At 35.6% G+C, this 21,553-nt stretch carries 19 protein-coding genes; 3 read left to right on the forward strand and 16 right to left on the reverse strand.

Annotation, left to right across the window (positions count from 1 at the left end; genetic code table 11):
- Positions 1–73: 73 nt before the first annotated feature.
- From ftsZ to AC2DGP_RS08640, 13 genes are read right to left on the reverse strand one after another with little or no spacing between them, the layout of a single operon-like run.
- Entirely contained in the window at positions 74–2,218 is a 2,145-nt protein-coding gene (gene ftsZ, locus AC2DGP_RS08580; RefSeq protein ID WP_484489654.1) for a cell division protein FtsZ, read from the reverse strand.
- A 49-nt stretch (positions 2,219–2,267) separates the two neighbouring features.
- Positions 2,268–3,641, reverse strand: coding sequence for a cell division protein FtsA (ftsA, locus tag AC2DGP_RS08585; protein WP_484489655.1), 1,374 nt, complete (start codon positions 3,639–3,641; stop codon positions 2,268–2,270).
- A gap of 3 nt (positions 3,642–3,644) precedes the next feature.
- Entirely contained in the window at positions 3,645–4,367 is a 723-nt protein-coding gene (locus AC2DGP_RS08590) for a cell division protein FtsQ/DivIB (RefSeq protein WP_484489656.1), read from the reverse strand.
- Between the two features lie 37 nt (positions 4,368–4,404).
- Positions 4,405–5,754, reverse strand: a complete 1,350-nt coding sequence (gene murC / locus AC2DGP_RS08595) for a UDP-N-acetylmuramate--L-alanine ligase (protein ID WP_484489657.1) — start codon at positions 5,752–5,754, stop codon at positions 4,405–4,407.
- Between the two features lies 1 nt (position 5,755).
- Positions 5,756–6,847 carry an undecaprenyldiphospho-muramoylpentapeptide beta-N-acetylglucosaminyltransferase gene (gene murG, locus AC2DGP_RS08600; protein WP_484489658.1) on the reverse strand — a complete coding sequence of 364 codons (1,092 nt, stop codon included), beginning with the start codon at positions 6,845–6,847 and terminating at the stop codon, positions 5,756–5,758.
- A 12-nt stretch (positions 6,848–6,859) separates the two neighbouring features.
- Positions 6,860–8,059, reverse strand: coding sequence for an FtsW/RodA/SpoVE family cell cycle protein (locus AC2DGP_RS08605; RefSeq protein ID WP_484492491.1), 1,200 nt, complete (start codon positions 8,057–8,059; stop codon positions 6,860–6,862).
- 14 nt (positions 8,060–8,073) lie between these two features.
- Positions 8,074–9,411, reverse strand: coding sequence for a UDP-N-acetylmuramoyl-L-alanine--D-glutamate ligase (gene murD / locus AC2DGP_RS08610; RefSeq protein WP_484489659.1), 1,338 nt, complete (start codon positions 9,409–9,411; stop codon positions 8,074–8,076).
- Positions 9,412–9,428: 17 nt separating this feature from the next.
- A complete protein-coding gene (mraY, locus tag AC2DGP_RS08615; protein WP_484489660.1) occupies positions 9,429–10,658 on the reverse strand; it encodes a phospho-N-acetylmuramoyl-pentapeptide-transferase in 1,230 nt (409 codons plus the stop codon).
- Between the two features lie 13 nt (positions 10,659–10,671).
- Positions 10,672–12,135 (reverse strand): UDP-N-acetylmuramoyl-L-alanyl-D-glutamate--2,6-diaminopimelate ligase, encoded by a 1,464-nt coding sequence (locus AC2DGP_RS08620; RefSeq protein WP_484489661.1) that lies wholly within the window; start codon positions 12,133–12,135, stop codon positions 10,672–10,674.
- Positions 12,136–14,154: a penicillin-binding protein gene (locus AC2DGP_RS08625; protein ID WP_484489662.1), complete on the reverse strand. Its 2,019-nt coding sequence runs from the start codon at positions 14,152–14,154 to the stop codon at positions 12,136–12,138.
- Between the two features lies 1 nt (position 14,155).
- On the reverse strand, positions 14,156–14,470 hold the full coding sequence (locus tag AC2DGP_RS08630; RefSeq protein WP_484489663.1) for an FtsL-like putative cell division protein: 315 nt from the start codon (positions 14,468–14,470) through the stop codon (positions 14,156–14,158).
- A gap of 1 nt (position 14,471) precedes the next feature.
- The gene (gene rsmH, locus AC2DGP_RS08635) at positions 14,472–15,380 is read right to left on the reverse strand and encodes a 16S rRNA (cytosine(1402)-N(4))-methyltransferase RsmH (protein WP_484489664.1); all 909 of its coding nucleotides are present in this window, start codon (positions 15,378–15,380) and stop codon (positions 14,472–14,474) included.
- Complete coding sequence (locus AC2DGP_RS08640; protein WP_484489665.1) at positions 15,364–15,840, reverse strand: division/cell wall cluster transcriptional repressor MraZ; 477 nt, start codon at positions 15,838–15,840, stop codon at positions 15,364–15,366. The genes rsmH and AC2DGP_RS08640 overlap by 17 nt, the downstream gene beginning before the upstream one ends.
- A gap of 223 nt (positions 15,841–16,063) precedes the next feature.
- On the opposite strand from AC2DGP_RS08640, the gene AC2DGP_RS08645 reads away from it, so the two are divergent.
- From AC2DGP_RS08645 to AC2DGP_RS08655, 3 genes are read left to right on the forward strand one after another with little or no spacing between them, the layout of a single operon-like run.
- Positions 16,064–16,828, forward strand: coding sequence for an alpha/beta fold hydrolase (locus AC2DGP_RS08645; protein WP_484489666.1), 765 nt, complete (start codon positions 16,064–16,066; stop codon positions 16,826–16,828).
- A 60-nt stretch (positions 16,829–16,888) separates the two neighbouring features.
- The gene (yihA, locus tag AC2DGP_RS08650) at positions 16,889–17,497 is read left to right on the forward strand and encodes a ribosome biogenesis GTP-binding protein YihA/YsxC (protein WP_484489667.1); all 609 of its coding nucleotides are present in this window, start codon (positions 16,889–16,891) and stop codon (positions 17,495–17,497) included.
- A 21-nt stretch (positions 17,498–17,518) separates the two neighbouring features.
- Positions 17,519–18,205 (forward strand): RluA family pseudouridine synthase, encoded by a 687-nt coding sequence (locus AC2DGP_RS08655; RefSeq protein WP_484489668.1) that lies wholly within the window; start codon positions 17,519–17,521, stop codon positions 18,203–18,205.
- A 74-nt stretch (positions 18,206–18,279) separates the two neighbouring features.
- Here AC2DGP_RS08655 and ilvA read toward each other — a convergent pair whose 3' ends face one another.
- The 3 genes from ilvA to ilvC form a co-directional block, all read right to left on the reverse strand.
- Positions 18,280–19,521, reverse strand: a complete 1,242-nt coding sequence (gene ilvA, locus AC2DGP_RS08660) for a threonine ammonia-lyase IlvA (protein WP_484489669.1) — start codon at positions 19,519–19,521, stop codon at positions 18,280–18,282.
- The gene (locus tag AC2DGP_RS08665) at positions 19,518–19,820 is read right to left on the reverse strand and encodes a hypothetical protein (protein ID WP_484489670.1); all 303 of its coding nucleotides are present in this window, start codon (positions 19,818–19,820) and stop codon (positions 19,518–19,520) included. The genes ilvA and AC2DGP_RS08665 overlap by 4 nt, the downstream gene beginning before the upstream one ends.
- A gap of 85 nt (positions 19,821–19,905) precedes the next feature.
- Positions 19,906–21,378 (reverse strand): ketol-acid reductoisomerase, encoded by a 1,473-nt coding sequence (ilvC, locus tag AC2DGP_RS08670; protein ID WP_484489671.1) that lies wholly within the window; start codon positions 21,376–21,378, stop codon positions 19,906–19,908.
- Positions 21,379–21,553: the final 175 nt, after the last annotated feature.

Genomic DNA, 21,553 nt, shown 5'->3' on the forward strand with positions numbered 1-21,553 from the left:
AAACAAATCCTAATTCCAACAAAATAAAAAACCCGCTATATAGCGGGCATTTTAATCTGTAGGGGTACATTTCTTAATCTACATTATCATGTAGAAATGAATTATTTGACCTCAATTGAATTTCGTCATTATCATCAATACTTAAGGTTGTTCTAGATTGAGTGGTATCCAAAGAATTTACATCATCTAAATCTACACCATTTCTCTTATAAGCAGGAACTTTTTCAATGTCATCAATATTTTGAGGAACATTGTTGTTAAACTTATAATTGAACCTTTTCATTTTTTCTCTTCTGCTATTGGCTGTTTGTTGAATTTCAGAAATTGTAGCATCCAAAGGGCTTACCTCTTTCGCTCCAATCACATCCATATCCTCAACGATAACTTCCTCCTGCTTTTTTAAAGTAATCTCTAACTCTTCATCAACTGGAATCTGTATTGCAGCTGGTTTCACCTCTTCATGATCAACTACTTTGATATTATTGATATCAATTGTTGATGCATTTTTTATCGTCGGTTGAATATCAAAATCCTCTAAACTATAACGAATTGTTTTCGGTTCTTCAGGTTCAGCTTTTACTTCAATATGACCATGAACTTCAATTTCATTAATATCCAATGGTTTTGTTTCTTCTTCAGCAACATCTTCTAAAGTATATCTCTTTACTTCCTCTATCTTTGGAGTTTCTTTTACCACAGGAGAAACCTCTTCATGATCTACTACTTCGATTCCATTGATAAAGTCTTCTACGCTATCATCTAAACTAAAATACACAGGCTCTTCCGTTGATTTCGCTTCTGCAACTTCTGCCTTTACTTCTTCTGCCCCAACAACGTCTATATCAAACAGTAGATCCATCTGAACTGGCTTTTCTTCAACAATTCCAACAGGTTTTGACTCCTCTGGTTCCTTTATAGAATTCACCTCTTTGATTTCAAATTCCTCGTCAGCAAAATCAGAAAGATCGTGTAAAATTTTATCAGATGTTATCTCTTCAAACTCCACATCTAAATTCTGAATTACATTTGTTGTTTTTACAATCTGATTTGGTACTTCTTCCTCTTCCTCTCCAAGTTCATAAACGATTTTACTATCTTCAACAGGAACTTCTTTTTGTCTGTTCAGAATCTGAGATTTTAAAGAATTTTTTTCCTCAAAACTATAGATAGCTTTCTGTTCATCTTCCAAAGTGTGTATTACTTTTTTCACTTCAATATCAGAAATTGTTCCCTGCTGATCAGCAGCGAAACCTGTAGCAACAACCGTTAATGAAATTTCATCCTCTAAATTATCATCTTCACCAACACCCATAATGATATTGGCATCATACCCAGCTTCTGTTTGGATAAAATCATTAATCTCACCTATCTCATCCAAAGTAACTTCTACTTTCCCTGAAATAATTAATAAAAGTACATTCTTTGCTCCTGTAATCTTGTTATCATTCAATAATGGAGAATCTAAAGCTTTTACAATCGCATTTTTCGCTCTATTGGTTCCAGCCTCTTTTGCAGATCCCATAATTGCAGTTCCACTGTTAGATAAAACCGTTTTTGCATCATGTAAATCAATATTTTGTTTGTAATGATGTGTAATCACTTCCGCAATACCTCTTGAAGCTGTTGACAGCACCTCGTCAGCTTTTGAGAACCCTGCTTTGAATCCTAAATTTCCATAAACTTCTCTAAGCTTATTATTGTTGATTACAATTAATGAATCTACATTTTGACGTAACTCATCCACACCTTTTTGAGCTTGTTGTGTACGCATTCTACCCTCAAACTGAAAAGGCATCGTAACAATACCCACAGTAAGAATATCCATATCCTTCGCTATCTTAGCAATGATAGGTGCAGCTCCTGTACCTGTACCACCACCCATACCAGCAGTGATAAAAACCATTTTTGTTTGTGTGGTTAGAATACTTCTAATTTCCTCCAAACTTTCTTTAGCAGCTTCCTCTCCTACATCTGGATTGGCACCTGCACCAAGTCCTGAGGTTAATGAAACTCCTAACTGTATTTTATTAGGAATTGGACTGTTCTCTAAGGCTTGTGCATCTGTGTTACAAATGACAAAATCCACCCCTTTAGTGTTTTGCTGAAACATGTGGTTTACAGCATTGCTTCCACCACCACCAACACCAATAACTTTTATAGTGTTAGATTGTGACTTAGGCATATCAAATGAAATGTTATCGAATTCTGTGCTGCTCATAATAACGGGTTCTTTTTGACGATTAAATGGTTATTTTTTTCTTTTTCTGCTATTCTGCGTTATCTAAAAAATCTCTAAATCTCTCAGAGAATTTTTCAAATATTGATTTCTTTGGAACTGGCTTTGCAACGGGTTCTTCTACCGTTGGTTGTTCAATTTCTGACTCTTGATTTTGCTCTGAAACCGTTTCTTCTGCTACCTCTTCATCACCTCCAAGATTAAATTGTTCTCGCTGTGGTGCTTCTGCTCGTTCTTTCTTCTCTTGCTTTTCTAGACCCTCCATAAGCAAACCAACTGCCGTTGCAAAGGTTGGGCTACTCAAAGTTTCATCAGAACCTCCTGCCAAGTGTTCATTTGGATACCCAATTCTTGTATCCATACCAGTAATGTATTCTACCAATTGCTTTAAATGTTTTACCTGAGCGCCCCCGCCCGTTAAAACAATACCCGCAATTAATTTCCCTTTTTGAGTTTCATGTCCATAATTTTTAATTTCCAGGTACACTTGCTCAATTATCTCTGTTACTCTTGCATGAATAATTTTTGATAAATTCTTTAAGGTTATCTCTTTCGGCTCTCTCCCCCTTAATCCAGGAATAGAAACAATTTCATTTTCTTTATTTTCTCCTGGCCATGCTGAACCAAACTTTACTTTCAGAAGCTCAGCTTGCTTTTCAATAATCGCACAACCTTCTTTAATATCTTCAGTAATCACATTTCCTCCAAAAGGAATCACTGCTGTATGACGAATAATACCATCTTTAAAAATCGCTAAATCTGTGGTACCACCACCGATATCAATCAAAGCAACTCCAGCCTCTTTTTCTTCTTGACTTAATACAGCTGATGCCGAAGCTAAAGGCTCTAAGGTTATCTCAGATAAATCTAAACCTGCACTCTTAACACAACGACCAATATTTTTAATAGAAGAAACCTGCCCAACAACAACATGAAAGTTAGCTTCTAATCTCCCTCCATACATCCCAATAGTTTCTTTGATATGCTCTTGGCTATCTACTTTAAAATCTTGTGGTAATACATGAATAATTTCTTCTCCTGGTAACATTACCAGTTTATGTACTTGATTGATTAAATCCTCAATATCAGATTCATCAATTACTCTATCAGCATCATCTCTGGTAATATAATCACTATGATGTAAGCTTCTGATATGTTGACCTGCAATTCCTACTACAACATCATTAATATCATATCCAGATACATTCTCAGCTTCCTCTACGGCTTGCTGGATAGAAACTATGGTTTGTGTAATATTGTTCACAACACCACGCTTTACCCCCAGACTTTTTGCCTTTCCTATCCCTAAAATCTCAAGTTTCCCATATTCATTCTTGCAACCGATAATGGCTACAATTTTTGTAGTTCCAATATCTAATCCAACTGAGAAAGTCTTTTTTTCCATAATTTAATTCTTTGTACAAACAACCTGGTTGTTGAATTTTAAATTAATCGATTTATATTTTTCCAACTCATTACTCTGAATTACCTCATTGTAAAAAGCTTCTAATTTTTTAAATTTAACATTCAAATCTTCTATTTTTCCAATCTGAATCTCTTGATCATATTTCCTTGTTCTAAGCACGTAGTTGTTGGCCGCATTTTTATGCACACCAACGATCAAATTTGACAAAAAATTATCACCGTTTATTTTAGTCACAAGACCATAAATAGACGCCAAATCCTCCTCAACTACATTACCAGAAACCAGCAAAACCCTAGCAGAATAATTCAAAGACAAAGGCATTTTAACACCTTGCTTATCAAGATAGTAAACTTCATCTCCACTATGAATTCTTGCAATAGGGGTACGTTGTGTTATCACTGTTTTCACAATTCCATCTATCGTCATAAAGACCTTCACCTTTTCGACAAGTGGATTCTGAAACACAACACTTTCCAACTCATGTAAATTTATTAATGATTTTGGCTGGTTTTTAAGATCACCAATATTTTGTATTAACAATTTATTAACCATTTCATGAGAAAGAAATAAATTCGCTCCGTTTGCAAATTCCACGATGGGTTCTTGCACTAATTTGGCTCCATTTCTCTGCGAACCAAATCCGTACAAAAAAGCTACTACAAGTAGTAAAACAACGCTTTTTATGTAAACAATATATCTTTTCATTTTTAGTTAACTATCTGTTTTTTTTCACAAAAACAACCTATATCAATTCTAATTTTAACTGCTCAGCAATCTCCTCTATCAAAACACCGATATCCCCAGCACCCATCATCACTACAACGTCCGCATTCGATTTTTTCAATTCGTTTAAAACTTCAACTTTATCAACAATTTTTTTCTCTTTATTGTCAATTTTATCTAACAACCAACGAGAAGTAACTCCTTCCATTGGCAATTCTCTTGCAGGATAAATATCCAACAATAAAAGTTCGTCAAATCTAGCTAAACTTTCTGCAAATTCCTCAACAAAATCGCTCGTTCTACTAAATAAATGTGGTTGAAAAACTCCAACTACTTTTTTATTTGGATACATCTCACAAACAGCATCCGCAACTGCATTAATTTCAGTGGGATGATGTGCATAATCATCAATCAAAACAAAATTATTCGTTTTGATTTTATAGGAAAACCTTCTCTTTACACCTCTAAAACTTTTCAACGCACCAGCAATAACATCCAAAGACAATCCATATTGTTCTGCTAAAGCAACTGCAGCTAAAGCATTTGACAAATTATGCCTACCAGGCAATCCAAACTCAACATTATCCTGAACTGCTTTTGGTGTTTTTATAGTAAAACTATAAGCTCCCTTTTCAACTTTTATATTCGTAATTTGATAGTCTGCCTCCTCTTCTATCGCATAGGTCAACCCAGCTAAAGGCAAACCTTTACAGACAATTAATTTATCTGTAACCTTTTCTGCAAATTCCCTAAAAGAATTTTCCAATACTTCCTTTTCTCCATATATATCTAAATGATCTGCATCCATTGAAGTAACGCAAGCCAAATTAGGCGACAATTGTAAAAAAGACCTATCAAATTCATCTGCCTCTACTACAGAAACTTTATCCCCTCCTAATATCAAATTAGAATCGTAATTTTCTGTAATCCCTCCTAAAAAAGAAGTAGCATCCGTACCAGAAGCTTTCATAATATGACCCAAAATAGAAGAGGTCGTAGTTTTTCCATGAGTACCAGCAACCCCCAAACAAAAGGTGCTTTTCGTAATCTCTCCCAAAACTTGAGCGCGCTTTATCGTATTAAAATCAGCATCTAGAAAAAAGTTCAACTCTTTATGATCCTTAGGTACCGCTGGAGTATAGACAACCAAAGTACCTGCAGCAACCTTAAAAGCTTCTGGTATCAATTCTAAAGCATCTTCGAAATGAATTTCCACCCCCAAGTCAACCAAAGCACTTGTGATCTCCGTAGGAACCCTATCATAGCCTGCTACCTGTTTACCATTTGCACAAAAATATCTCGCAATTGCAGACATACCAATACCTCCAATTCCTATAAAATAAACTCTATGTATTTCTTCTAAATTCAACTCAATTCTTTTTTAACGCTATAATTCTCTCTAACTCATTTACGATTGATTCTGTTGCATCTGGCAAAGCTAAAGCTGTTATATTCTCAACCAATCTCTCCTGTAACTGTTTGTCTGTAAACAACTCCTTAAACACCGTTTCAAAAGAGGAAATCTCAGACTCCTTAACCATCAAAGCAGCATTTTCATGTACTAAAGCCAATGCATTTTTTGTTTGATGATCTTCAGAAACATTAGGTGAAGGAATAAAAACCGTAGGTTTCCCAACGATACACAATTCTGAAATAGAACTTGCACCAGCCCTACTAATTATAAAATCTGCAGCAGCATAAGCCAAATCCATTTCCGCCAAAAAAGCATGTGTTTGAACTCCTTTTGACCCATCGCATTTTTTATATTCTTCAATATAAAACTTACCTGTTTGCCAAATTACCTGTATTCCAATTTCATCAAAAAAACCTAAAGATTCAGCAACTAATTTATTGACCGCGCGAGCTCCTAAGCTACCTCCAATAACCAATAGTGTTTTTTTCTCAGGGTTTAAATTGAAAAAATCAATGGCTGTTTCTCGTTTTGAACTTACCGTCAATAAGTTTTGACGCACAGGATTCCCTGTTTTTGTAATTTTATTTTTCGGAAAAAATCGTTCCAATCCGTCATAAGCCACACAAATAGAATTGGCTTTTTTAGACAGTAATTTATTCGTAATTCCCGGATATGAATTCTGCTCTTGTATCAAGGACGGGATCTTTTTATTTGAAGCCACATACAAAACTGGCCCACTAGCAAAACCGCCAGTCCCAACAACAACATCTGGCTGAAATTCTTTGACTATTTTTTTCGATTGCCAAACACTACTTAGTAACTTTAAAGGAAACGAAAGATTATCTATTGTTAATTTTCTTTGTATTCCAGAAATCCAAAGTCCTTTTATCTTATAACCAGCATTCGGTACTTTTTCCATCTCCATACGATCTTTCGCACCTACAAACAAAAACTCAGCCGATGGATATCGCTTCTTTATTTCGTTTGCAATCGCAATCGCAGGATAAATATGACCTCCAGTACCACCACCGCTGATTAACACTTTCATAACTTTATATTTTTAATCATGTATCGTTTCATGCAGAATTGACAAAGGATCTTCACTCTCCTGCTCTAACTGCTCTTCCGTAACCTCATTCGCAGAGGAAACACTCAAAATAATTCCTAACCCAAAACAAGTCATCCAAATAGACGTCCCCCCACTACTAATCAAGGGTAATGTTTGACCTGTAACAGGTAATAAATTTGTCGCTACTGCCATATTAGTCATCGCCTGAAAAATTATTGGAATCCCAATAGATATAACCAACATTGTTCCGAACACTGTACCCGCTTTTTTTGCTGCAATCAATATTCTCATCAATAACAAAAAGTAAAAAACCAATATCACCAAACCTCCAATCAAACCATACTCTTCAATGATAATAGCATAAATAAAATCTGACGAAGATTGTGGTAAAAAATTCTTTTGAACACTCTTCCCGGGACCTCTTCCTCCAATTCCGCCAGTCGCAATGGCTATTTTAGCTTTCTCTACTTGATAACCTTCTGTTTCATTTGGATCAGAAAAACTCTCTATCCTACTTTGCCAAGTGTTTACCCTATTAGGCATTGCATCAGGAAAGGCCTTTGCTACCAAAACAAAAATACTCAATGCAACAATCCCCATTCCTAATATATATAGTATGTACTTTACTGGATACCCCCCTAAATAAACAAGAATCAATATCACAAAAAAGATGATTGCCGTTGTAGAAAAGTTTGCTGGCAGAATCAAAGCCAAGGCCAACCCTACAGGCAACCACAACTGCAATAAACTCTCCTTAAACAAGATTTCTTTATCTTTATTACGAGAAACATAGCGAGCCACATACACCATCAACACCAAAGCCGCTAAGGTAGAGGTCTGAAAACCCACTCCAACTATTGGAACACGAATCCACCTACTTGCATTTGCTCCTCCAATTGTATTTCCTTGAGACAAGGTGTAAATAAGAAGTACTATCACTACAGGATACAGCAGCACAGAGCCCCCACTGAAATACCTATATGGAATTTTATGAACCCCAAACATAATAGCAAATCCCATAAAAAGAAGTGCCGCATGCTTTATCAAATGACCAAATGTAGATCCATTCCCAACCACATACACCAAGTTTGTACTAGCACTATAAACTGGCATAAATGAAAATATAGCCAACATAGCCACTAAGGCCCAAATGACTCTATCTCCCTGTAGATGTTTGAATAAACTTTGCATCATCTTAAATTAATTTACAAATGTCTCACAGCATTTTTAAACTGCCTTCCTCTATCTTCATAACTTTCAAACAAATCAAAACTTGCGCAAGCAGGAGACAAAAGAACATTATCACCTTTTGACCCTAATTTATAAGCCATTTTAACAGCCTCTTCTGCACTAGTAGTTTCGATCAATAAATCTACCATACCGTCAAAAGTCTGCATGATTTTAGCATTATCCACACCTAAACAAATAATAGCTTTCACCTTTTCTCTAACCAATGGCATCAAATCTAAATAATCATTTCCCTTATCTACACCTCCTACGATCCAAACTGTAGGTGCCTCCATGCATTCCAAAGCATAAAATGTTGCGTTGACATTCGTTGCCTTAGAATCATTGATATACTGAACACCATTAATTTTCAATACTTTTTCCAAACGATGCTCTGCCCCTTCAAAATCCTCCAAGCTCTCTTTTATAACTTGTTTTCTTGCCTTCATCATTTGTGCTGCCAATGAAGATGCCATCGCATTTTTTGTATTGTGTTTTCCTTTAGTTGCTAGTTTAGAAATATCCATTCTTAAAATTTCTTTGTTTAGTTCTGTTTGTATTTTATTATCGTAAACATACGCTCCTGGAACACCCTTATTTTCACTCAATGAAAATGGCACCAACTGCGCTCGTACTTCATGACTTTCCAGCCATTTAATTATTTCAATATCATCTGCATCATAAATCAAATAATCTTTCTCAGTTTGATTTTTTGTAATCAAGAACTTCGATGCGATATAGTTCTCGTATTTGTATTCATACCTATCCAAATGATCCGGAGAAATATTAGTTATGATAGCAATATGCGGAGCAAAATCTTTAATTCCATCTAACTGAAAGCTACTCAACTCCAAAACATAACTATCATAGTTTTCAGAAGCAACCTGCAAAGCAAAACTATCTCCAATATTACCAGCCATTCCACAATTGAAACCCGCTTTTTTCATAATATGATGCAACATCATGGTAGTTGTTGTCTTCCCATTAGACCCCGTTATCCCAATCAAGGTAGCATCCGTAAATTGAGCCGCAAATTCTATTTCTGATATCACTGAAACACCTTTTTCCCTCAACTCTACAACCAAAGGAACAGTATCCGGAATACCAGGACTTTTCATCACCAAATCAGCATTTACTATTTTATCTCTAGTATGCTCTCCAGACTCAAAAGAGATATCATTTTCTTCAAGAACTTTTATGTACTTTTCTTTTATACCCCCTCTGTCGGACACAAAAACATCATAGCCTTTATCTTTCGCTAAAACAGCGGTTCCTACACCACTTTCTCCTCCACCAAGTACAACTAACCTTTTCATATCGCCGCTCTCTGATTCTATCTTAATTTCAATGTTACGATGGTCATTACCGCCAACAACAAGCCAATAATTATAAAACGCGCCACTATTTTCGACTCATGATAACCTGACTTTTGATAATGATGATGTAGCGGAGCCATCTTAAAAACCCTTCTACCTTCACCATATTTTTTTCTGGTATATTTGAAATACCCCACCTGTAAGACCACAGAAAAATTCTCTATAAAAAAGATTCCTGCCAAGACGGGAATCAATAATTCTTTACGAGTGGCAACCGCAATCACCGCGATAATAGCACCAATAGTTAAACTCCCGGTATCTCCCATAAAAACCTGAGCTGGATATGTGTTATACCATAAAAACCCTACCAATCCACCAGAAAAAGCACTTATAAAAACCACCATCTCACCTGAATGAGGGATATACATAACATCCAAATAATTTGCAAATATTATATTACCTGACACCCAAGCAAAGACACCTAGTGTAAGTACTATAATCACTGAGGTTCCGGCCGCCAAGCCATCAATCCCATCTGTAAGATTTGCCCCGTTAGAAACAGCAGTGATAATAAATATCACTATTGGAATAAAAATTATCCAACCATATTTTTTTGACGTATCTCCCAACCACTCTGTCACTACAGAATAATCAAGCTCATTATTTTTCAAAAAAGGAAGCGTGGTTTTAATAGATTTCATCTCTTCACCAAACACTTTCGGAATACCAGTATCAGTAACCATTTGAATTTCTGCTGCCGGTAACTTTTCTTTCATAGTCACCTTAGGATTAAAAAACAACATACCACCAACAATAACCCCTAATCCAACCTGACCCAAAACCTTAAATTTACCTTTCAAGCCATCCTTATCCTTTTTGAACACTTTTATATAATCATCCAAAAAACCAATAGAGCCCATCCATAAAGTTGTAATCAGAAGAATAATGATATAAATATTATCCACCTTAGCAAACAAAAGCACAGGTATCAAGGTCGCAAATATTATTATCAAGCCCCCCATAGTTGGAGTACCCGCTTTTTGCACCTGTCCCTCTAAACCTAGATCACGAACAGATTCTCCAATTTGTTTTTTTCTTAAAAAGTTTATCATGCGCTTTCCGTATATCGTAGAAAGCAACATCGAAAAAATAAACGCCATCGAAGCCCTAAACGAAATATACTGAAACACTCCGGCTCCAATTAAATCATAGTTTGCTTTTAGGTAATCAAATAAGTAATACAGCATGCGGTTATTTTTTTTATTTTTCTAATGCTATTAATATTTCTTGTACTATCTCTTTATCATCAAAATGATGTTTTACTCCTTGAACATCTTGATAATCTTCATGTCCTTTTCCAGCTACTAAAACAATATCTCCTTGGCTAGCCAATTTCAAAGCGGTTTTTATAGCCTGTTTTCTATCCAAAATAGAAAGCACTTTTTTTTCATCTTCTTTTGCAACACCTTCCTCTATCTGATCAATAATTGATTGCGGATCTTCAAACCTTGGGTTGTCAGATGTAAAAACAACTTGATCACTCATCGCTGCTGCAATGTTACCCATCTTACTTCTTTTAGAAGTATCACGATCACCACCGCAACCCACAACAGAAATTAAATTTTCTTTTGTAGTACGAATCCCTTCTATGGTAGACAAAACATTCTTTAATGCATCTGGAGTATGGGCATAATCAACAATCGTAACAATTCCTGTTTTTGAAATTGAATACTGAAACCTTCCATTTACACTTTCCAGCTGACTCATTAATAACAATACATTATCATGCTCTAAACCCAGCTCTATAGCAACTCCATATATTGCCAACAAATTTGACACATTAAATTCACCTATCAACTGCACCCAAACCTCATTATTCTGAACCTGCAGAAGCATTCCAGAGAAACTTTTCTCTAAAATTCTTGCTTTGTAATCCGCCATAGATTTTAACGCATAACTAAGCTTCCTTGCCTTTGTATTTTGTAAAAGAACAGTTCCATTTTTATCATCTACATTTGTCAAAGCAAAAGCATCTTTCGACAAATCATCAAAAAATTTCTTTTTTACATCCCTGTACTCAGCAAAAGTTTTATGGTAATCTAAATGATCGTGAGATAGATTTGTAAAAACCCCACCGTCAAATAGAAGTCCTTCTGTTCTGCACTGATGAATCCCATGAGAGCTCACCTCCATAAAACAATGTGTTACTCCCGCATCCAACATTCTTCTCAGATAACTATTAATCGTAACAGAATCTGGCGTAGTATGAGTCGCATCAAAAGACTCTGTACCTATTTTTATTTTTACTGTTGACAGCAACCCTGATTCTATACCTGCTTTTTGAAACAATTCATACAACAAAGTAGCAACAGTAGTCTTTCCATTCGTACCCGTTACGCCAACTAGTTTTAACTCCGAAGAAGGATTATCATAAAAACTAGAAGCAATATGAGCTAATGCCACGTCGCTATTCTCAACCTTTATGTAAGTCACCTCAGGCACAATAGACTCAGGAAACACCTGACAGACAACCGCGGTTGCTCCAAGCTCTATTGCCTTTTCTATAAACAAATGACCATCAAAAGCAGTTCCTTTTTGAGCGACAAATAGAGCGCCTTTTTTTATTTTACGAGAATCAAAAACAACTGAATCAACATTCATTGCAGTCCCTCCAATCAACTCCAACACATCAACTCCCTCAAGTAATTCACTCAACTTTTTCATCTAACTCAATTTCAAAATTATCGTTGACCCCTTCACAAGCTTCTTTCCTTTTCTTATGGATTGACTTTTCACCTTTCCAACCCCTTCAAAAACCACTTTCAAACCTAAATTCTCAAGAACCGAAATTGCATCCATTCCTGCCATCCCTCTTACATCTGGAATAACTTTCAAATCTTGTTGCAAAAGAGCATAATAAGACTCCGAATCAACATCTAACTGCTCTACCACTGGTAATTTGTTCTCAACCTCTTTTTTTATAGGTGCTGAAGCATACATTTTTTGAGCGATTTTTTTAAACACTGGCGCAGCAACCGTAGCACCGTAATATCCTTTCTTTTTATCAGGATTATGAACCACTACAATACAAGAATACTTAGGGGCATCAGCAGGGAAAAAGCCAGCAAAAGACGCTGTATATTCTTTACTAGAATAATAACCGCCATGCAACTCCCCATCCGAACCTCTAGTAACCGGAATGTATTTTTTAGCAGTTCCCGTTTTACCCGCCATAGAAAAATTAGGAGTATAGATATTAGTTGCCGTACCTTGTTCTACAACTTTTTCTAGAACCCTTCTTAATTTTTTCACTGTCTCCATAGAGGCAATACTTGGATTGATAACTTTGGGTTCAAACACTTTATCTACCTTCCCTTCAGTTCTAAGCGCACTCACAAATCTTGGCTTCACCATCACACCATCATTTGCAATAGCATTGTAAAACGTTAAAGTCTGTAAAGGAGTTAAAGAGATACCATACCCCCATGCCATCCACTCAAGAGAAATACCATTCCATCGTTTCTTATCTTTTGGAGAAGGTATATAAGGTGCTCCTTCGCCTTTAATTTCTAAACCAATTTTTGAACCAAGACCTATTTCATGCACAGCATCCACAAACTTTTGTGGATTTTTTTTGTAATGCTTTTGAATTAACTTAACAATCCCAACATTCGAAGAAACCTCTATAACTCGACCCGCAGAAATCTCACCATATCCACCTCGATGAGAATCTTCTACTTTTTTTCTATGAATATAAATTCTTCCTTTTTCAGTATCAACAACAGTACTCGTATCGATTACCTTATCCTCTAAAGCTATAAGTAAGCTCGCAACCTTAAACGTTGATCCCGGCTCATGAGATTCCCATACCGCGTAATTTCTTTTTTCGTAATATTTACCCTTCGAGGTTCTACCTAAATTCGCAATCGCCTTCACAGAACCTGTTTTAGTTTCCATCACAATCACACAACCATGATCCGCCTCAAACTTCTCCAACTGCTCCAACAAAGCATGATGGGCAATATCTTGAACATTGATATCAATCGTGGTAATTACATCGCTTCCATCCTTAGGCTCTACCTCATTATTATCATTAATAGGCTTCCATTGATTTTTAGCGATTTTTTGTTTCATACGCCAACCCAAACTACCTTCTAAATAATCCGTATAAGCACCTTCAATACCTACTTCCCCGCGATAATCATCATAACCAATAGTACGCTCTGCGATTTTCCCGATAGGATGCTCTCGGACTGTTCTTTGCTCCGTAATAAAACCTCCTTTATATAGTCCTAATCTAAAGATCGGAAAACTCTTCACTTTTAGATAATCCATATAACCAAGATTTCTCGCAACAAACAAATACCTGTTTCTGGACCTTCTGGCTTTTCTAAAATAAGATTGATAATACGAAGTAGACTTACCGAACATCTCTGACATCGCCTCCGCCAATCCATGAATGTTTTTTTCAAAAACCTCATCTTTAACAGTCACAACATCCATACGGATATCATATTTTGACATTGATGTCGCCAACAAGCTACCTCTTGCAGAAACAACATTCCCTCTATTATAAAAAATAGTATCTTTTCTAATAGTCCTATGCGCAGACATATCTCGGTACTTATCACCTTCAAGATATTGAATGCGAGCTATTTTAATAAAAATCACCAACAAAAAAAGAGTCATCAAGACAACTACTATAGATAGTCTACTTAATATGCCTTTTTGCTCCGTGCTCACTTTAGTTTGATTTTGTTGTTACTTTGATTTTTATTGGCGGTGTTTTAGGAGACGCCAATCCTCTCTCTTTTAATTTCTCCCTAACCGAGGACTCCATTTTCATCCTCGTTAAATAAGTTCCTGAATCTATATACAAGGATTTCAGCTTTTTCATCTCCTTATTCATACTTGCAATCTCCATCACTTTCCGATCTGCATTATGAGAACTTGTAATCATAAACAACAAGAGAAAAACCACAAAGACAATAATTCTCCAGTTCTTAAAAGCACCTTCATCAACTAAAAACCCCCCTTTTAAAACATCGTAAATTCTCATCTTACTTCTTTTTCTTCAAGGTCGCAATACGAAGTTTTGCACTTCTAGCCCGGTTATTCTCTTTGATCTCCTCACGAGTAGGAACAATCATTTTCCCAACATTCTTTAACGGAACATCAATATTTCCGTAAAAATCTTTTTCCGGCTCCCCTTCAAACAATCCGTTTTTTATGAATCGCTTGACCAATCTGTCTTCTAGCGAATGGTAAGAAATAACACTCAACCTACCATCCACCTCCAACAACTTAGGGGTCTGTAGCAAAAACTCTTTCAAAACCTCTAGCTCCTGGTTTACTTCAATTCTAAAAGCTTGAAAAATTTGTGCTAATATTTTATGTTCTTTTGCCTTAGGTAAAAACTGTTGCAAAACTTCTTTCAACCTAAAACTTGTAACAATCTTTTCTTCTTGTCTCTCTGCAACAATTTTTGCTGCCAACGCACGTGCATTTCGCAACTCTCCATACTGAAACAAAACATCACTCAACTGCTCCTCAGAATATGTATTCACAACTGTATAAGCAGATAACTCATCTGATTTATTCATCCTCATATCCAACTCCGCATCAAAACGAGTAGAAAAACCACGTTCAGATTCATTAAACTGATGAGAAGAAACTCCTAAATCACCAAGAATCCCATCTACTTTAGCAACTCCATAAAAACGAAGAAACCTAGAGATATATCTAAAATTCTCTTGAATCAAAACAAAACGTTCGTCATCAATACTATTTCTCTGAGCATCAGGATCCTGATCAAACGCAAACAACCTACCACCAGCACCAAGACGACTTAATATCTCTCTTGAATGCCCTCCACCACCAAAAGTCACATCAACATAGGTACCATCCGGCTTTATAGCCAATGCATCAACACTTTCTTTTAGCAATACTGGATTATGATATCCTTCCATCTCCTTCATTATTTACTGTTCCCATTACCTCTTCAGCTAACTCCGCAAAATCAAGTGCAGTCTCATCAATAGCTTGCTCATACTTATCTTTATCCCAAATCTCAATAATTGAAATCGCAGAAGACATCACTACTTCTTTCGTTACTCCAGAAAAGGCTAATAAATCTTTAGGAATCAACAACCTCCCAGTCGTATCTAATTCTATTTTTTTTACCCCAGCCGTAAAACGACGAATAAAATCATTATTCTTTTTCACAAAACGGTTCAACCCATTCATTTGAGCCATAACTGCATTCCATTCTTTTATCGGATACAACTCTAGGCAAGGTTGAAACACTGATCTTTTCAACACAAAACCTTCATGCATAACCGGCTCCAACTGCTTTTTTAATGCAGATGGCAAAAGCATCCTCCCCTTAGAGTCTGCCTTACATTCATATGTACCAACTATACTTTCCACACTTTGTAATCTCAGATTATAGAATTCAAAAGTAAGAATTATTTACCACATTTTCCCACATTACCCCACTTTGTTAATAAGTTCTGTCATTTTCTCCCACTTTACTTACTTTACTCATATCGTGCGTCTTAAAAATGGAATTCGCAAAAAAAAGTTGAAATATTGATTAAATGTTTTTTTGTAAAAAAAAGAGTACATTTGTCAATCGTAAAAAAGATTATAAATGATCGATACTATTATTACAGAAGGAGAGTTTACATACAAAGAAGCTGGTGAAGGAAAAGCCATCATTCTCCTACACGGTTTAATGGGAACAGCAAGCATGTTTGATAATATTCTCGAATATTTCGCAGACAAAGGATACAAAGTTCTTGTACCTGAATTACCTATTTATAGTTTACCGTTGATTAAAACAAATGTGAAACATTTTTCACTTTTTATAAAAAGATTTATAGAACACAAAAACCTAGAACGACCTATTTTGGTAGGAAACTCTTTAGGTGGCCATATTGCCTTATACCTTACAAAACACTACCCTGAATTAGTAAGTAACTTAGTACTTACCGGAAGTTCTGGTCTATACGAAAGCGCTATGGGTGATAGCTATCCAAAACGTGGAGATAGAGTTTATGTGAGAAAAAAAGTAGAGATGGTATTCTACGACCCAGCAACAGCTACCGAAGAAATGGTTGATGATTTATTTGAGGTTGTAAACGATAGAGGAAGTGTCTTAAGAATTCTTTCACTTGCTAAAAGTGCCATCCGCCATAACATGGCAAAAGACCTACCTGACATGAAACTAGAAACATGTCTAGTTTGGGGTAAACAAGACACAGTAACACCACCAGAAGTTGCGCATGATTTTGATAAATTAATGCCAAATTCAGAGTTATTCTGGATTGACAAATGTGGTCATGCTCCTATGACAGAACACCCTGATCAATTTAATAAAATTGTTCACGATTGGCTGATAAAGCACAATCTATAACAACTCATAAACAAACACAAATTTTTAAAAAAATTTGTGTTTGTTTTTTATACACATCTCATGAAAATCAAAACGGCTTCTTTTGAAATCAGTAATTCTGACGTAAGTAAATGTCCTAAAGAACGAATTCCTGAATATGCGTTTATCGGTAGATCTAATGTAGGAAAATCCTCTTTGATCAATATGCTTACCGGACAAAGAAAACTTGCCAAAACATCTGGTACTCCTGGAAAAACACAATTAATTAACCATTTTAAGATTAATGATAGTTGGTTTCTAGTTGATTTACCTGGATATGGATATGCTAGAGTTTCAAAAAAAACCAAAAGAACATTTCAATCTTTTATTAAAAATTATTTTCTTCAAAGAGAACAATTAATATGTTCTTTTGTTTTGATTGATTCAAGACATGAACCTCAACGAATAGACATGGATTTCATGCAATTTCTTGGAGAAAGTCAAATCCCGTTTTGTATTATTTTCACCAAAGCCGACAAACTAACGCCAACTGTGTTAAAGCGCAATATTGAAAACTACAAAACAAAGTTACTGGCTGATTCTTGGGATATTTTTCCGGATTATTTTGTCACATCTTCTACTTCTAAAGAAGGTAGAGATTCAGTTTTAAACTTTATCGATAAAGTAAACATCCAATTAAAAGAATCTTAAAACTTGTAAAAAAATATTCTTTTGAGATCCAATTCCAAAAACATAGAAATTCTTTTTGAAGACAACCACATCATCGTTGTCAATAAAAAAACGGGAGATTTAGTACAAGGAGACAAAACTGGAGATGCTCCTTTAAGCGATATCCTCAAAGAATATATTAAAGAAAAATACAACAAACCAGGTAATGTGTATTTAGGTGTCGTGCATCGCTTAGACAGGCCCACCACTGGTATTGTTATTTTTGCAAAAACCTCGAAAGCACTGGAACGTCTCAATAAAATGCTTCGAGACAAAACCATTGACAAAACTTATTGGGCAGTAGTAAAAAACAAACCTTCAAAAGCTTCAGACACGCTAATTAATTACCTTAGAAAAAACCCAAAGAACAATAAGGCTAGTGTTTTTAACGAGGATGGAAAAGATAGAAAAAAAGCGATCCTCCACTATAAAACAATTAAAAACCTAGACAACTATCACCTCCTTGAAATTGATTTAGAAACAGGGAGACATCATCAAATAAGAAGTCAACTCGCAAATATTAATTGCCCCATAAAAGGAGATTTAAAATACGGCTTTAACAGAAGTAATAAAGATGCAGGAATCCACCTACATGCTAGAAAAATAAATTTTATGCATCCTGTTAAAAAAGAACCTATTGAAATTATTGCTCCTACTCCGAAGGACCCTATCTGGGATGCTTGTAATTAGTCTATACATAAACACAAAGCCCTGCAATACAGGGTCAATCCGTACACAAAACTAAAGAATCAGTATCACTAGTATCAAACTAGAAACTGAAATAATTCCGGACTCTCATTTAGATACTCTCCTAAAAACCCTTTCTCCTTCATCCTTTTTATCAAGGGCGAAAAATCATCTTTACTTTTAAGTTCAATCCCAACTACAGCAGGACCTTTATCTCTGTTATTCTTTTTAGTATATTCAAAATAAGCAATATCATCATTCGGCCCTAACACCTCTACCACAAATTCTTTTAATGCACCTGCTCTTTGAGGAAAACGAATAATAAAATAATGTTTTAACCCCTCATACAAAAGAGAACGCTCTTTCATTTCTTCCATTCGGGTAATATCATTATTCCCACCACTTACAACACAGACTACATTCTTTCCTTTTATTTCTTCTTTATACAGATCTAAAGCAGCAATAGAAAGAGCCCCTGCGGGTTCCACCACTAGAGCATTTTCATTATAAACTTTTAAAATCGTAGAACATACAGCTCCTTCTGAAACAACATTAGCATCATGAACAAGTTCTTTACATATTTCAAAAGTCGCATCTCCCATCCTCTTGACAGCAGCACCATCAATAAACTTCTCAACGTGATCTAGAGTTGTATTCACTCCTTTTTCTAAAGAAACATTAAAAGAAGGAGCCCCTTCAGGTTCTATCCCAATAATTTTTGTATTTGGACTTAATACTTTAAAAACACTAGAAACACCCGCAGCCAAACCTCCACCACCGACAGGTAAAAACAAATAATCAATTGGCTCCTGAGACTGATCGATTATTTCTAACCCGACAGAACCTTGCCCCGCCATTACATCTTCATCATTAAAAGGATGCACAAAAGTAGCTCCATGCTCCTCACAATATGCCGCTGCTGCAGCATAACTTGCATCATAGGTATCTCCTTCTAAAACGATTTCCACAAAAGACTGTCCAAACATCCTCACCTGACCTATTTTTTGATTAGGAGTTGTTGTAGGCATAAAAATAACTCCTTTTACTTTCAACTTCTGACAAGCCAGAGCTACCCCTTGGGCATGATTTCCGGCACTTGCACACACAACACCGTTCACCAATTCCTTAGAAGAAAGATTTACCATCCTATTATAAGCACCTCTAATCTTATAAGAACGTACTACTTGAAGATCTTCTCTTTTAAACAAGATGGAAGCACCATATTTTTTCGAGAAATTCTCCATTACATCCAAAGGAGTAACATTCACAATAGATTTAATATTTTTTTGTGCTTTCAACACTTTTTCGATCGTTATCATATTTGTTCTCCTTTTATCATTAATGTGGCTGTGATTGATTCTTCTTTCAATTTTAAAAACTCTTGTCTTCTAGGATCGTTCTTGTACCTTTCAAAATCTGATTCCGTATTAAAGGACAAAAAATGAACCTCATAAGGCATCTCTCCCTCCATAGCAACAACAGAATTTTCATCTGGACGCAACCGCATAATAAGTTTTGCGTTATACTCAGACAGCAAAGGCAAAGTAAGCTCCTCAAACTCCTGAAAAACAAGCTCTTTCCCTTTTTCTACATATATTAATAAAGTAAAATAAAGCATCCCTAGATTTTATATAAAAGTATAAAAAATTAAAAAGCCTGATAAACTTTCGTCTATCAGGCTTTCAATATAAAATTGTATCTAATTATACGATTTTTTTCATTGCAGTCATAGACTCTCTCAAGTACTCACCAATTTCCTCAACACCGTGCTCTCTAATAGCAGCGTTAACCTCAATAAGTTCTTTGTTATCTACACCGTTATCACCAGTATTAAATGGCTTACCAATCATGTTAATTGGAGCATTTTTCACGTAATCAGCGATTAATGGTTTTGCAGCATGATCAAATAAGTAACATCCGTACTCAGCAGTATCAGAAATTACGCTATTCATTTCATATAATTTCTTTCTTGCAATTGTGTTAGCAATTAATGGAGTTTCATGTAATGACTCGTAGTAAGCAGACTCATCAATAATTCCTGACTCAACCATTGCCTCAAAAGCTAACTCAACACCAGCTTTTACCATTGCAACCATTAACGTACCATTATCATAGTACTCTTGCTCAGAAATCTCTACATCACCTGCAGGAGTTTTCTCAAAGTTAGTTTCACCTGTAGCAGCTCTCCAAGTCAATAAGTTTTTATCATCATTAGCCCAGTCCTCCATCATTGTTTTAGAGAAATGACCTGAAATAATATCATCCATATGCTTTTGGAATAATGGACGCATTAAGTCTTTTAAATCTTCAGATGCTTTAAATGCAGCAATTTTAGCTGGATTAGATAATCTATCCATCATATTCGTTACTCCACCATACTTCATTCCTTCCGTAATAGTTTCCCATCCGTACTGGATTAATTTTGAAGCGTAACCTGCATCGATTCCTTCAGCAACCATCTTATCAAAACATAAGATAGATCCTGTTTGTAACAATCCACAAAGAATTGTTTGCTCTCCCATTAAATCAGACTTTACCTCTGCAACGAAAGAAGATCTTAAAACACCAGCAGTATGACCACCGGTAGCAACAGCATATGCCTTAGCGTAATCCCATCCTTTTCCTTCTGGATCATTCTCAGGGTGAACAGCGATTAATGTAGGTACTCCAAATCCTCTTTTGAATTCTTCTCTTACCTCAGAACCTGGTGACTTAGGAGCAACCATAATTACTGTAATATCCTTTCTTACTTCCATCCCTTCTTCAACAATGTTGAATCCATGAGAATAAGATAAAGTAGCTCCTTTTTTCATCAATGGCATCACAGCAGTTACAACAGCAGTATGTTGTTTATCTGGAGTTAAGTTGATTAACAAATCAGCTGAAGGGATCATTTCTTCGTAAGTCCCAACTGCAAATCCATTTTCAGTTGCATTGATGTAAGATTGTCTTTTTTCAGCAATTGCAGCTGGTCTTAAAGTGTAAGAAATATCCAATCCTGAATCTTTCATGTTCAACCCTTGGTTCAATCCTTGAGCTCCACATCCAATAATAACGATCTTTTTACCTTTCAATGCTTCTACACCTCCGTCAAATTCTGATCTATCCATGAACTCACATTGTCCCAATTGTTCCAATTGCTCACGTAAAGAAAGTGTGTTAAAATAATTTGCCATTTTTCTTTTGTTTGTTAATTTATTTAAAACTAATTGATTAACCGTTTTAGTACCGCTATTACCAATTAGCTATTATATTATTTTTTATTGCGATTGCAAAAATATAAAAACCTTTGCTTAAATCTTAATAATCTTATCATTATCTCTAAAAAAACCTATTCATTTTTATTTAAAT

This window comes from Flavicella sp. IMCC45537, assembly GCF_057197705.1.

Excerpts from the sequence above, each read along its gene's own strand:
- ftsZ (WP_484489654.1), bottom strand. The coding sequence starts at position 2,218 with ATGAGCAGCACAGAATTCGATAACATTTCATTTGATATGCCTAAGTCA.
- ftsA (WP_484489655.1), bottom strand. The coding sequence starts at position 3,641 with ATGGAAAAAAAGACTTTCTCAGTTGGATTAGATATTGGAACTACAAAA.
- AC2DGP_RS08590 (WP_484489656.1), bottom strand. The coding sequence starts at position 4,367 with ATGAAAAGATATATTGTTTACATAAAAAGCGTTGTTTTACTACTTGTA.
- murG (WP_484489658.1), bottom strand. The coding sequence starts at position 6,847 with ATGAAAGTGTTAATCAGCGGTGGTGGTACTGGAGGTCATATTTATCCT.
- AC2DGP_RS08605 (WP_484492491.1), bottom strand. The coding sequence starts at position 8,059 with ATGCAAAGTTTATTCAAACATCTACAGGGAGATAGAGTCATTTGGGCC.
- murD (WP_484489659.1), bottom strand. The coding sequence starts at position 9,411 with ATGAAAAGGTTAGTTGTACTTGGTGGAGGAGAAAGTGGTGTAGGAACC.
- mraY (WP_484489660.1), bottom strand. The coding sequence starts at position 10,658 with ATGCTGTATTACTTATTTGATTACCTAAAAGCAAACTATGATTTAATT.
- AC2DGP_RS08620 (WP_484489661.1), bottom strand. The coding sequence starts at position 12,135 with ATGAAAAAGTTGAGTGAATTACTTGAGGGAGTTGATGTGTTGGAGTTG.
- AC2DGP_RS08630 (WP_484489663.1), bottom strand. The coding sequence starts at position 14,470 with ATGAGAATTTACGATGTTTTAAAAGGGGGGTTTTTAGTTGATGAAGGT.
- rsmH (WP_484489664.1), bottom strand. The coding sequence starts at position 15,380 with ATGGAAGGATATCATAATCCAGTATTGCTAAAAGAAAGTGTTGATGCA.
- AC2DGP_RS08645 (WP_484489666.1), top strand. The coding sequence starts at position 16,064 with ATGATCGATACTATTATTACAGAAGGAGAGTTTACATACAAAGAAGCT.
- yihA (WP_484489667.1), top strand. The coding sequence starts at position 16,889 with ATGAAAATCAAAACGGCTTCTTTTGAAATCAGTAATTCTGACGTAAGT.
- ilvA (WP_484489669.1), bottom strand. The coding sequence starts at position 19,521 with ATGATAACGATCGAAAAAGTGTTGAAAGCACAAAAAAATATTAAATCT.
- AC2DGP_RS08665 (WP_484489670.1), bottom strand. The coding sequence starts at position 19,820 with ATGCTTTATTTTACTTTATTAATATATGTAGAAAAAGGGAAAGAGCTT.
- ilvC (WP_484489671.1), bottom strand. The coding sequence starts at position 21,378 with ATGGCAAATTATTTTAACACACTTTCTTTACGTGAGCAATTGGAACAA.